Consider the following 12419-nt stretch of genomic DNA (forward strand, 5'->3'; position numbering starts at 1 on the left):
TTTCTGGTAGTGCGTCGTTCTCTTCGGCTCAACGGCCCTGGAATTCGGCCGCGCGCCGCTCCACGAAGGACTGAATGCCCTCCCGGAAGTCCTCGGTTGCGAACACCTTCTCACGAATTAGCGGGATTTCGGCGATCGCTGCCCGCTCGGCCGCATCGACGAAGGTCAGCGCCGCCTCCTTGGTCGCCCGGATGCCCAGCGGCGCGTTCCGGCAGATCAGCTTCGCCAGCTCGATCGCGCGGTCGACGTGCTCGCCGAAGGGCACGACCTCCTGCACGAACCCGATCTGCAGGGCGCGCTGCGCGTCGAACTCCTCGCACAGGAACAGGTGGTACATCGCGTTGCCCCAGCCGGTCCTGGTCAGGTACCGGAAGTGCGCGCCACCCAGCGGCGCGATGCCCCGCTTGGCCTCGATCTGCCCGAACCGGGCGGTGTCCGCGGCGACCACGATGTCCGCGGCCAGCATCAGCTCGATCCCGACGGTGTAGGTGATGCCCTGCACCGCCGCCACGACCGGTTTCCGGCACCGGCGGCCGAGCCCGAACGGGTCGACCTGGTCCTCCGAGCGCGGCTTCGCCGTGGCCTTCGGCCCGAAGAACTTCGGCATGTCCAGCCCGGCCGTGGTGTGCTCGCCCGCCGAGCAGAACACCGCCGCCCAGAGCTCGTCATCGTCGTCGAACGCCGTGAGGTGCGCGCTCAGCTGCTCCATCATCGCCGGCGTGTAGGAGTTCTTCTTGGCCTCGTTGGCCACGGTGATGATCGCGACCCGACCATCGACCCGCATCGTGACCTCGCCGGGCTCGGCTTCCGCGCTCATCCGGTCCTCCGCTCGGAGTCAGTCCTCTAGAACAACTGACTGGAACGTAGCAACGTCCGTCCAGTAGGACAACCCACTACGATCGGCGGCATGAAGCGGACTTCGCTGGCGAACTGGCCCTGCTCCATCGCCCGGACCATGGACCTGATCGGCGACTGGTGGACCCCGCTCGTGCTGCGCGAGGCGTTCGCCGGGATCCGGCGGTTCGACGACTTCCAGGAGTCCCTGGGCCTCGCCCGCAACACGCTCAACGCCCGGCTGCAGCGGCTGGTCGAGGAGGGCCTGCTCGACCGCGCGCGCTACCAGCAGCGGCCCGACCGGTACGAATACGTCCTCACCGAGAAGGGCGAGGACTTCTACCCGGTGCTCGCGGCCATCATGACCTGGGGCGACCGCTGGCTGGCCGGCGAGTCCGGGCCTCCGGTGATCACCCGCCACACCTGCGGGCAGGCCACCCACGGCGTCGTCGTCTGCGAGCACTGCGCGCAACCGCTCACGGCCGGTTCCGTCACCAAGGAGCTCGGCCCCGGGTTCCCCGCCCGCCTCGCCGACCGCGAGGACGTCCGGGCGCGCTTCGGCTCGCGACCGGAGTGACTCCACGCCAAACCGATTCAGCGCGGTTCAGCGAAGTCCGGATGTGATGTATACGTAGGCCTCGGACGGCTGTCCCGACGGGTTCCGGAGCCTTACGCTGTCCACGTCACACATCGCTGGCCCCCGCGGCGCACCCGGCAAGCACTGCACGGCAGCGTGTGAACGTCGATCAAGACAGGAGTTGCAACTTGAGCGAGCCGACGTACTACGCCCCAGCGGGCGGCCTGCCGTCGCAGAGCACTCTGCTGACCGACCGGGCCGTGGTGAAGGAGGCGTACACCGTCATCCCTCGTGGCGTGCTGCGGGACATCGTCACCAGCAACCTGCCCGGGTGGATCAACACCCGCGCGTGGATCCTCGCCAAGCCGATCGCCGGGTTCGCCACCACGTTCGCGCAGTACATCGTCGAGGTCGCGCCCGGCGGCGGCAGCACCGAGCCGGAGCCGGAGAGCGGCGTCGAGTCGGTGCTGTTCCTGCTCACCGGCACGCTGAACGTCGTCATCGAGGGCGAGAAGCACGTCCTCACGGCGGGCGGGTACGCCTATCTCCCGGCGGGCGGCAGCTGGTCGGTGGCCAACGAGTCCGACGCGGTGGCGACCTTCCAGTGGGTGCGCAAGGCCTACGAGCCGGTGGCGGGCCACCCGACGCCCAAGGCGTTCGCGCTGCAGGAGCAGGACCTCGAGCCGACGCCGATGCCCGACACCAACGGCGCCTGGGCGACGACCCGGTTCGTCGACCCGAACGACATGTCGCACGACATGCACGTCAACATCGTGACGTTCGAGCCCGGTGCAGTGATCCCGTTCGCCGAGACGCACGTGATGGAGCACGGGCTCTACGTCCTCGAGGGCAAGGCGGTGTACCGCCTCAACGACGACTGGGTCGAGGTCGAGGCCGGCGACTTCATGTGGCTGCGCGCCTTCTGCCCGCAGGCCTGCTACGCGGGCGGCCCGGGCAAGTTCCGCTACCTGCTCTACAAGGACGTCAACCGGCAGATCAAGCTGACCTGACGGCGGCGCCGAGCAGCGGCGATGGCCCGGCGGGTTCCGCCGGGCCACGCTCGTCCCACTGGTGCTCTACCCGGGGACAGGGGTAGAACGAGGGTGTCCGTCCTCGCGCGCTCGCGCGGGAATGCTGCACGGGAGGCACCCGTGACGTCGAACCAGCAACCCCCGGAATACCTGCCGATCGCCGATCACGGGTTGATCGGCGACCTGCGCAGCGTCGCGCTGGTGGGCACCAACGGCACGATCGACTGGTACTGCTGCGGGCGCTTCGACGGGCCGAGCGTGTTCGCCGCGGTCCTCGACGCCGAGAAGGGCGGTTCCTTCGAGCTCGCCGCCGACGTGTCCGCGCGGACCAAGCAGTTCTACTTCCCGGACACCAACGTGCTGATCACGCGGTTCTTCGCCGAGGACGGCGTCGGCGAGATCCAGGACTTCATGCCGATCGTGGACGGCTCGCTCGAGGCGGGCCGGCACCGGCTGATCCGCCGGGTGGTGTGCGTGCGGGGCTCGCTGCCGTTCCGCGCCCGGGTGGCGCCGCGGTTCGACTACGCGACGCGACCGCACACCTTGCGCATCGAAGGCTGCCAGGCGATCTTCGAGTCGGAAGAGCTGTCCCTGGCGTTGACGGCCAGCGTGCCGGTCGAGCCCGACGGATCGGACGTGTGGTCGGCGTTCAAGCTGCACGAGGGCGAGGTCGCGGTGTTCGCCCTCGACCAGGTCGGCGGTGACGTGGCCCCGCGGGGGTGCCCGTTGGCCGAGGCCGAGCACGAGTTCGCCGCCACAGTGCGGTTCTGGCGGAACTGGCTGTTGGCTTCCCGCTACCGCGGCCGGTGGCGGGAGATGGTGCACCGCTCCGCGCTGACGCTGAAGCTGCTCACCTACGCGCCGACCGGCGCGATCGTGGCCGCACCGACGACGAGCCTGCCGGAGAGCATCGGCGGCGCGCGGAACTGGGACTACCGCTACGTGTGGATCCGGGACGCCGCGTTCTGCGTGTACGCCCTGCTGCGGCTGGGGTTCACCGCGGAGGCCGAGGCGTTCATGGGTTTCCTGTCCCAGCACGTCGACCTGCGTCGCTGCGATTCGTCGGGCCCGCTGCAGATCATGTACGGCATCGACGGGCGCAGCGAACTGCCCGAACGCGAGCTCCACCACCTCAGCGGCTACCAGGGCTCCGCCCCGGTGCGCGTCGGCAACGCCGCCGTGGACCAGTTCCAGCTGGACATCTACGGGGCGCTGATCGACTCGATCTACCTCTACGACAAGTGGGGCGAGCCGATCTCCAGCGACCGCTGGGACGAGGTGGTCGACGTGGTGGACTGGCTCTGCGACAACTGGGACCGCCCTGACGAGGGCATCTGGGAGACCCGCGGCGGCCGCAAGAACTACCTGTACTCGCGGCTGATGTGCTGGGTGGCGATCGAACGTGCCATGCGGCTGGCCAACCACCGGGGACTGCCCGCCGACATCCCGCGGTGGCGGCGGTCCCGCGACGAGATCTACCGGCAGATCATGAAGCGCGGCTGGTCGGCGAAGCGGCGCGCGTTCGTCCAGCACGAGGACGACGACGTGCTCGACGCGGCGGTGCTGATGATGCCGCTGGCGAAGTTCGTCTCGCCGACGGACCCGAAGTGGCTGGCCACGCTCGACGCGCTGGGCGAGCACCTGGTGTCGGACTCGCTGGTCTACCGCTACGACCCGCTGGCCAGCCCGGACGGCCTGCCGGGCACCGAAGGAACGTTCTCGATCTGCTCGTTCTGGTACGTCGAGGCGCTGACCCGCGCGGGCCGCCTCGAAGAGGCCCGGCTGGCGTTCGAGAAGATGCTCACCTACGCCAACCACCTGGGCCTCTACGCCGAGGAGATCGGCCACACCGGCGAACAGCTGGGCAACTTCCCGCAGGCCTTCACCCACCTCGCGCTGATCAGCGCGGCGTTCAACCTCGACCGGTCCCTCGGCTGACGGCCGCTCGGGACGCGTAGCGCGGAGCCCCGAACGAAACGAGCAGTTGAGAAATGGGTGAATAAACAGTTAAGTCACTCGATGTGATCACACGATCGCAAGCAGCATCCATCCGGTGGGGCATTTACGGCAAAACGTGCACGTTGCGTATCAGCCACTGGTGAACATTCGGCTGGGCGGGATCGTGGCCGTCGAGGTCCTACCCCGTTCGGCCGACTGCCATCCGCGACCGAACAACCCCGACGCGCAGCCCGGCCTGGTCGATCAGGACCTCCGACTGGCCGTGAGCGCGGTCCGGGCGGCCGCCGACCTCCGGGTCTGGCTCCCGCTGCACCTCACCATCCAGGCCCAGACGGTCGTCGGCGATCCCGGCGCGCTCATGGATGTGCGTCGCGCGCTGTGGTCGGCCGACCGCCAAGAGCACGAGGTCACCCTCGAGATCCGCCCACCGCTGGATTCGGTGCAGGTCGCGCACGTCGGCGGCGACGACTTCCTGATGGCTTGCGCACCCGCGCACCTGGACGCGCTCGCCGCGGCGCTGCTGGACCCACCGCGCAACGCCGACGACACTCCGGTCACCCTGTCCCTCGCCACGCTGGCGATCGACGGCCGTGGCGCAGGGAGCTACGAGGAGATCGCGCAACGCCTGGCACCGTTGAAGCGGTTCGCGAAGGAGCTGCGCGGCCCCAGCTGGGTGATGTCGCGACCGGGCACCGAGCACATCGAAATCCTGCGCGGCCGCAACGAGAACCCCGGCGAGCCGCCCCGGCCCGAAGCCCCGGCCGCCGCGCCGGACGACGCCCTGACGTGGCTGCGCCGGTCGAGCCAGCGCTTCACCGACCTGCTGGCCGTGGCTCCGGTCGGCATCGGGCTGTTCGACCGGTCCGAGCGGCTCGTCGACGCCAACGAGGCGCTGTGCCGACTGCTCGGGTTCCGCTTGGACCAGCTGCGCGGATGCACCGCCGACGAGCTGGACCATCCGCAGGACCAAGCCCGGTCGCCGCGCTCCGGCAAGGGCGTGCTCGGGCCGAACGCGAACCCGAAGGTCCTGCAGCGGACGCTGTTGCGCTCGGACGGCCAGCCGGTGTCCTGCGAGCTGCACACCGGCCTTTCCGTGCAGGACGACGGCTCGCAGTTCTGGCTGGTCGTCTTCCAGGACATCACCGAACGGCACCGGCAGGCCGAGGCGCTGCACCACCAGGCCACCCACGACGACCTCACCGGCCTGCCCAACCGGACCGCGGTCAAGGACCTGCTCACCGACTACCTCGCGGGCCCGGACCGCGAGCGCACCGCGGTTGTGTTCTGCGACATCGACAAGTTCAAGCGCGTGAACGATTCGCTCGGCCACGACGCGGGTGACGAGCTGCTGGTCGCATTGGCCCGGATCTTGGAGAACGGCGTGCCGCCGGGGTGCACCGTCGTGCGCCTCTCCGGCGACGAGTTCGTGATCGTCTGCTCGGACGTGACCGCGGTCGACGGGCTGGACGCGCTGGCCACCCGGGTCTCCGCGCTCCTGCGCACCACGGTCCCGGTGCGGGGCCAGCTCGTCCGCGTTTCGGCGTCGGTCGGTGCCGCACAGGCCGATCGGCCCGACGCCACGGCGAACGACCTGCTGCGGTTCGCCGACGCGGCCATGTCCGAGGCCAAGCGGCGCGGCCCGGGCAAGTTCTCGCTGGCCAGTCCGACCTTGATCGCATCCGCCGACGGGCAGCTGCACATGGAGGGACAGCTGCGGGACGCCCTGTCGCACGACGAACTCGAGCTGCACTACCAGCCGGTGGTCGCCGCCGACGGCTCGATCATGGGGGCCGAAGCGCTGGTGCGCTGGCCCCACCCGGTCCACGGGCTGCTCTCGCCGGGCGCTTTCCTGCCCGTCGCCGAGCAAGGCGACCTGCTGCGCAAGCTGGACCGCTGGGTGTTGCGCACCGCCTTGCGCGAAGCGGCCGGGTGGCCGGACGCCAGCGGTGGGCAGGCCCGGGTGGCCGTGAACCTGGCCGGGCTCGTACCCGGCGATCCGCGCTTCGTCACCGCGGTCTCCTCCGCGCTGGACGAATCCGGCATCGACCCCGCCCGGGTCGTCCTGGAGCTCGTCGAGACCGCGCTGGTCGACCTGCCGGCACAAGCCCGGTCGGCGATGCACGCGCTCGCCGACCGGGGAGTCAGCTTCGCCGTCGACGACTTCGGCACCGGCTATTCGTCGCTGGCCCGGCTCAAGGAGCTGCCCGCCCAGATCATCAAGGCCGACCGCCGGTTCATCGCCGGCATCGGCGGCGATCCCGCCGACTTCGCCGTCGCGCGGGCCGTGGTGGACATGGCCCGCGCCATGGGGCGCCACTGCATAGCGGAGGGCGTGGAAACCGCCACCCAGTTCCACGTCCTGAAAGGACTCGGCGTCGACGGCTACCAGGGCTGGCTGTTCTCGCACGCCGTCGGACCGCGTGAACTCCACGCCATGCTCGAAACGACCACACTGCCGGTCCCCGAAGCGCAGTAGGAGATCAGCCGCGCTCCGCAACACCCTCCAGCTGGTTGCGAGCCCAGCCACCGTTGTCGGCGGCGGCCTCGTAAGTGGTCTGCAGGAACTCCAGCAACGTCCCGTCCGGGTCGGCCGCGGTGCGCACGGTTTCGTAGGGCAGCAGGAACTCGCCGACCTCGGCGCTGTAGGAGGCGTCGGCCGGGCTGACCGGATGCTGGGCGTACCCGGCGGGCTCGGGGTAGGCGTACGAGTAGAAGGTGCCCTCGCCGGGTCCGCCCGGCCAGAAGCCGCAGCTGCTGAGCTCGTGGGAGTAGCCCTCGACCATCACCCAGTCCGCGCAGTTGGGGGCGCCGCCCGGATGTTCCGGCGCGGTCCGGCCGGAGAACCGGGTGACCGCCAGGTCCAGCGCGCCCCAGAAGAAGTGCACCGGGCTGACCTTCCCCACGAACCGCGACCGGAACTCGGTCAGCACCCGGTGGGCGGCGAGCAGCTGCTGCCAGAACAGGTGCGCGTGCTCCGAGCTGTAGGAGGAGTGTTCGGTGTCCTCCTCGAACGGAATGGCGTGCTCGATCTCCCGCGGCATGGTCCAGACGGAAACCGGCAGTTCGAGCTCGCGGAGCGCGGCCATGGTCTCCCGGTAGAACTCGGCGACCGGCTTCGGCGCCAAGCGGATCCGCCGCGCGTCCCCGCTGCTGGACCGGATGTGCAGCACGTGCTCGCAGAAGTCGAACTCGATGTCGAGCGAACGCCGGCCGTGCGGCATCAGCGAGGTGGTGAGCCCGCGAGCGGAGAGGTAGAGCGGAACCTGCCACCAGTGGTTGACCATGGGCGCCAAGGCCAGCCGGACCTTCCCGACGACCTGCATCCACATGTGCAACGTGTCGCGCGTATCGACCCACTCCGCGACCCGCAACGAAGGCCAATCGCCCGCAGAATCCCCGAAACCCGCCACAGCCGCCCCCAGCAAGCCATCCAGACGGCCCCAGTGTGCCTCCCCCACCATCCCACCGCGCTGCAATCCGCTCGCTCCGATCAACCTTCCGGCCTGTCGGACGTCTCAGTACCGAGAACGCTGCCTTCGCAGAGGAGATAACGTGCCAGGTCGACGAGGGTTCGCGGCGGCGGCCGCTGCCGTTGGGTGCTTCATCTCGGGCTGCGCGCCCGAAGGGCCTGCTCCGCTGGACCGGGTGAAAGCCGACCTCCAGGCGACCCAGACCGCCGGCTCCACCTCCCTGCAGTTCGGAGGCACATCGGCCGGTGCCGACCTCTCTTGCGAGGGGACGGGCGACGACGACGAGAACTTCTACGGGACGACCAGGGCCAGGGCCAGGGCTGAGGCCACGCACGTCAGCCCCGAGCAGGCACGCCAGTACCTCGACGCCGTCGAGACCCTCTGGCGCGGTCGCTCGAACTGGCTCGACCACGACAGGAGCACTCCCGAGATCGCGGAAATGGTCTACGTCTCCGTGGACCGCAGCAACGAATACCTGATCACCGCCCGGTACGACCCGAGCGCCGAGACGGTCAACGTGAGCGCCGAGTACACCTGTCAACCTTGACCGGCGGGCCGGTCGGCGGATCGCGCCGGGTCGCCGTGACATCATGTGGTGTTGTGGAGTCCACCCGTATCGACCGCTGGCTCTGGGCCGTCCGGCTGACCAAGACCCGCCCGGACGCCGCCGCCGCTTGTCGCGGCGGGCACGTGCGCGTCAACGACCGCCCCGCCAAGCCCGCGACCACCGTCTGCCCTGGTGACGAGGTTCGAGCCCGCGTCGGCGACCGGACCCGCGTCGTCGAGGTGGTGCGGGTGATCCAGCGGCGCGTCGGCGCGGCCGATGCCTCCACCTGCTACATCGACCGGACACCGGCTCCGCCGCCGGAGGCCTCGGTGCCGGTGGCCCGCCGCGAGCGCGGTGCCGGGCGGCCGACCAAGCGCGACCGCCGGCTGATCGACAAGTTCCGCGAGCGGGGCGCCTGAGCAGGCTCTGGCCCGTGCGTGTTCTGTGTTGCCATAGCAGCACAAAACACGCACGGGCCCGTGGCCGGCCGCGCGCCTAGTTCTTGGCCCGGTCCGGGAAGAAGCGGGTCACCACCGCCGTTTCGACCAGGCCCACCAGCGTGTACAGGACGATCGACGTCGCCGTGAGGACCACGACCGACGCCCACAGCTCGTCGTAGCGGAAGCCGCCGACCGCGCGCAGGATCGCTCCCCCGGTGCCCTGGCCGGTGGCCAGCCACTCCGCGATCAGCGCTCCGATCAGCGCGCCCGGCACCGCGATGCGGGCCGAAGCGAACAGCGCGGGCAGCGCCGCCGGGACCGCCACCTTCCGCAGCACCGTCACCTTGCCGCCGCCGTAGGCCGTGACCAGGTCGATCGTCGGGCGGGGCGCCGAGCGCAGGCCGAACACCAGGTTCACCAGGGCCGGGAAGAACACCACGATCCCGCCGATCACGGCAATGCCGACGGCGTCGCGGCCGAAGACCAGCATGATCAGCGGCGTCATCGCCACCAGTGGCACCGAGCGCAGCAGCATCGCCACCGGCATGACGGCCTGCTCGACGCCGCGCGCCAGGAAGAACGCCACCGCGAGCACGATCGCCGCGACCAGGCCGGCGACGAAGCCGAGGCTCGCGTCGCGCAACGTGACCGCCAGGTTGCCGAAGACGGTGGCGCGGTTGGCGGCCGCGTCGTCGTCAGTGACCAGGTACTCCCACACCGCCGACGGCGGCTTGCCGACCATCGAGTTGATGTCGAACAGCTCCAGGAACGCGATCCACAGCAGCACCACGACGACGGCCGAGGCCACCATCGGGATCAGCAGGCGGATCGCGGATCGGGCGAACGTGCTCATCCCTGCTCCCCCTTGGCCCACGGCGTGATCAGCCGTCCGAGCACGGCGAGCAGCGCGTAGCCAGCGCCGGCGAGCAGCCCGCACACCACGGCCAGCGCCCAGGTGCGCGGCACCACGTACTGCTGCTGGGCCACCGTCAGCACCACGCCGAGTCCACTGTCGACACCGCCGAGGTACTCCCCGATGATCGCGCCGAGCAGCGCCGCGGGCACCGCGATCTTCAGCGCGTTGAGCACCGCCGGCAGCGCGGCGACGAGCTGCACCTTGACCAGGCGGTGCCAGCGGTTGCCGCCGTAGGCCGTCACGACGTCCAGGCTCGCCTTGTCGGCCGCGCGCAGGCCGAGCAACGAACCGACCAGCGTGGTGAAGAAGACCGACAACGCGGCGAGGAAGATCGTGGGCGTCCGGCCACCGAACACCACCAGGATGATCGGGCCGATCGCGGTCAGCGGCATGCAGTAGCTGACCACCGCGAGCTGGGTGGCCACGCCCTCGGTGACCGGGAACAGCAACACGACCATCGCGATCGCCAGCGCGATGAGATTCCCCCACAGGTAACCCATTCCGGCCCCGCCGAGGGTGACGCTCGCGTTGTCCCAGTAGAACTGCCAGCCGTCCTCGGCGAACTGCCGCACGACGGCCAGCGGCGTCGGCACCGCGCCCCCGCCGGCGAACACCGTCGCCGCGAGCACCCACCACAGCGCCACCAGCGCCGCGATCCCGGCGGTTCCGCCCAGCCAGCGGGTCATGAGGCGGTCCGGGCGGTGAACAGCAGCTCGGAGATGTGGTCGTGCAGCGCGTGGAACTCGGGCGTGCGCATCATCTCCGGAGTGCGCGGGCGGGGCAGGTCGATCTCGACGACCTCGAGGACGCGGCCGGGCCGCGGGCTGAGCACCGCGACGACGTCGGACAGGAAGATCGCCTCGGAGATGCCGTGGGTCACCATGAGCGTGGTGGCCGGGCGTTCGGTCCAGATCCGCAGCAGTTCCAGGTTGAGCCGCTGCCTGGTCATGTCGTCCAGCGCGCCGAACGGCTCGTCGAGCAGCAGCACGCGGGGCTGGACCACGAGGGCGCGGGCGATCGAAACGCGTTGGCGCATCCCGCCGGAGAGCTGCGCGGGCTTCGCCTTCTCGAAGCCGCCGAGCCCGACCAGCTCGATCAGCTCGTCGATCAGCCCCGGCTCCGGCTTGAGGCCCGCGACCTCCAGCGGCAGCCGGATGTTGGTCGCGACGCTGCGCCACGGCAGCAGCGCCGAGTCCTGGAACGCGATCCCGAGGTGGTGGTGCTTGCGCAGTTCCAGCGGCGTCTCGCCGTGCACGAGCGCGGTGCCGGTCGTGGGCTCTTCGAGCCCGGCGAGGATGCGCAGCACCGTCGACTTGCCGCAGCCGGACGGCCCGAGCAGCGACAGGAACGCCCCCTGCTCGGTGTGCAGGTCGACGTTCTCCAGCGCGGTGACCGGGTTCTTGCGCAGCGCGAAGCGCTTTCCCAGGCCCGACAGCGAAATCCCCTCGGTCACCGCAGCAGGTCCGGGTTCTCCTGGTAGACCTCGCGCAGCGGGGCGAGGTCGAACAGGTCGTCGGCGGCGATGTCGATCCCGGCGAACTTCAGCGAGTCGATGCTGGCCCCGATGAGCTCGTCGGAGACGGTCAGCAGCCCGTTCGCCCTGGTGTCGTCGGAGACGATCAGCTCGGCCTGGCGCCGCATCATCCCCTCCTGCTCGTCGGCCTTGAGGTTCTGGTCCTTGCCGTACTGGTCGACCGCGAGGCGCGCGGCGGCGGCCGGGTCGGCGATGGCGTCCTTCCAGCCGCGCACCATCGCCTTCAGGAACGCCTTCAGCTTGTCGCGTTCCTCATCGATGGTCTGCTGCGACACGATCAGCGTCTCGCCGACCAGCGGCAACCCGTTGTCGGCGAACAGGAACTGCGTCGCCGGGACGCCGCGGCGGGCGAGCGTGGCGGCGCCGCTGGTGGAGAACCCGAGGTAGCCGTCGATCTGGCCGGTGGTGATCGGCGTCGGGTCGAACTGGAACGGCACGCGGGTGAGCTGGCCCGGGTCGATGCCGTTGGCCTTCAGCAGCGCGGTGAAGGCGAGGTCGTTGCCGTCCTGCACCCCGATCCGCTTGCCGATCATCGACTTGGCGTCGGGGATCGGGTTCTTCTCCAGCGACACGACCGCGAACGGGTTCTTCTGGTAGGTCGCGGCGACGATCTTCAGCGGCGCGCCCTGCTTGATCGCCGGGGCGGTGATCAGCGGCGCGGACACGCCGATCCACGCCCGGCCGGTGGCGATCGCCGCTTCCGCCGAGGTGCCCGCGGCGCCCCCGGCGAGCAGCTCCACCCGCTCGAAGCCCGCCTGCGTGAAGTAGCCGCGGCTGTCGGCGAAGTACTGGCCGGCGAACTCGACGTTCTTCACCCAGGACAGCTGCATGGACACCGAGCCGCCGGAGGAACCGCTCGACGCGTTGCCGCCGCAAGCCGACAGCAGCGCCGAGCCGCCCAGCGCCAGCCCGGACAGACGGAGGAATCGACGCCGGTCGAGGGGCCGGCCGGCAGACCGGAGGTTAACCATGCGTGGCAGTCAAACAAACGGCGCAGGCGCGATCCATGTGCGCGCAGACGAAAGATCCGGCCCGGTCCGGACGCGATCGTTGGAGGGTCCTACAAGGACGTTACGGTGCTGTGTCGAAGTTGCAGGCCCGATCGGGGCAC

At 70.2% G+C, this 12419-nt stretch carries 12 protein-coding genes; 6 read left to right on the top strand and 6 right to left on the bottom strand.

Features of this window, described 5'->3' with window-relative positions; all coding sequences use genetic code 11:
- Positions 1 to 28 precede the first annotated feature (28 nt).
- Positions 29 to 817: a crotonase/enoyl-CoA hydratase family protein gene (locus tag AC07EQ_RS32700; protein WP_478391691.1), complete on the bottom strand. Its 789-nt coding sequence runs from the start codon at positions 815 to 817 to the stop codon at positions 29 to 31.
- Positions 818 to 907: 90 nt separating this feature from the next.
- Here AC07EQ_RS32700 and AC07EQ_RS32705 point away from each other — a divergent pair, with 90 nt between their 5' ends.
- From AC07EQ_RS32705 to AC07EQ_RS32720, 4 genes are all read left to right on the top strand, one after another.
- The gene (locus AC07EQ_RS32705) at positions 908 to 1411 is read left to right on the top strand and encodes a winged helix-turn-helix transcriptional regulator (protein ID WP_478391692.1); all 504 of its coding nucleotides are present in this window, start codon (positions 908 to 910) and stop codon (positions 1409 to 1411) included.
- A gap of 188 nt (positions 1412 to 1599) precedes the next feature.
- Positions 1600 to 2421 (top strand): bifunctional allantoicase/(S)-ureidoglycine aminohydrolase, encoded by an 822-nt coding sequence (locus AC07EQ_RS32710; protein WP_478391693.1) that lies wholly within the window; start codon positions 1600 to 1602, stop codon positions 2419 to 2421.
- Between the two features lie 141 nt (positions 2422 to 2562).
- Positions 2563 to 4380, top strand: a complete 1818-nt coding sequence (locus AC07EQ_RS32715) for a glycoside hydrolase family 15 protein (protein ID WP_478391694.1) — start codon at positions 2563 to 2565, stop codon at positions 4378 to 4380.
- A gap of 160 nt (positions 4381 to 4540) precedes the next feature.
- On the top strand, positions 4541 to 6877 hold the full coding sequence (locus tag AC07EQ_RS32720; RefSeq protein WP_478391695.1) for a putative bifunctional diguanylate cyclase/phosphodiesterase: 2337 nt from the start codon (positions 4541 to 4543) through the stop codon (positions 6875 to 6877).
- A gap of 4 nt (positions 6878 to 6881) precedes the next feature.
- Here AC07EQ_RS32720 and AC07EQ_RS32725 read toward each other — a convergent pair whose 3' ends face one another.
- Entirely contained in the window at positions 6882 to 7862 is a 981-nt protein-coding gene (locus AC07EQ_RS32725) for a DUF5996 family protein (RefSeq protein WP_478391696.1), read from the bottom strand.
- Positions 7863 to 7953: 91 nt separating this feature from the next.
- Between AC07EQ_RS32725 and AC07EQ_RS32730 the strand changes: the two genes are divergently transcribed.
- On the top strand, positions 7954 to 8418 hold the full coding sequence (locus AC07EQ_RS32730; RefSeq protein ID WP_478391697.1) for a hypothetical protein: 465 nt from the start codon (positions 7954 to 7956) through the stop codon (positions 8416 to 8418).
- Between the two features lie 53 nt (positions 8419 to 8471).
- A complete protein-coding gene (locus AC07EQ_RS32735; protein WP_478391698.1) occupies positions 8472 to 8837 on the top strand; it encodes an RNA-binding S4 domain-containing protein in 366 nt (121 codons plus the stop codon).
- A 76-nt stretch (positions 8838 to 8913) separates the two neighbouring features.
- Here the strand turns inward: AC07EQ_RS32735 and AC07EQ_RS32740 are convergent, their stop codons facing one another.
- From AC07EQ_RS32740 to AC07EQ_RS32755, 4 genes are read right to left on the bottom strand one after another with little or no spacing between them, the layout of a single operon-like run.
- Complete coding sequence (locus AC07EQ_RS32740; protein ID WP_478391699.1) at positions 8914 to 9711, bottom strand: ABC transporter permease; 798 nt, start codon at positions 9709 to 9711, stop codon at positions 8914 to 8916.
- Positions 9708 to 10460, bottom strand: a complete 753-nt coding sequence (locus tag AC07EQ_RS32745; protein WP_478391700.1) for an ABC transporter permease — start codon at positions 10458 to 10460, stop codon at positions 9708 to 9710. Before AC07EQ_RS32745 ends, AC07EQ_RS32740 begins: the two co-directional genes overlap by 4 nt.
- Complete coding sequence (locus AC07EQ_RS32750; protein WP_358565299.1) at positions 10457 to 11227, bottom strand: ABC transporter ATP-binding protein; 771 nt, start codon at positions 11225 to 11227, stop codon at positions 10457 to 10459. The genes AC07EQ_RS32745 and AC07EQ_RS32750 overlap by 4 nt, the downstream gene beginning before the upstream one ends.
- Entirely contained in the window at positions 11224 to 12279 is a 1056-nt protein-coding gene (locus tag AC07EQ_RS32755) for an ABC transporter substrate-binding protein (RefSeq protein WP_478391701.1), read from the bottom strand. The genes AC07EQ_RS32750 and AC07EQ_RS32755 overlap by 4 nt, the downstream gene beginning before the upstream one ends.
- Positions 12280 to 12419 lie beyond the last annotated feature (140 nt).

This window comes from Saccharopolyspora sp. NPDC045839, from assembly GCF_056431645.1.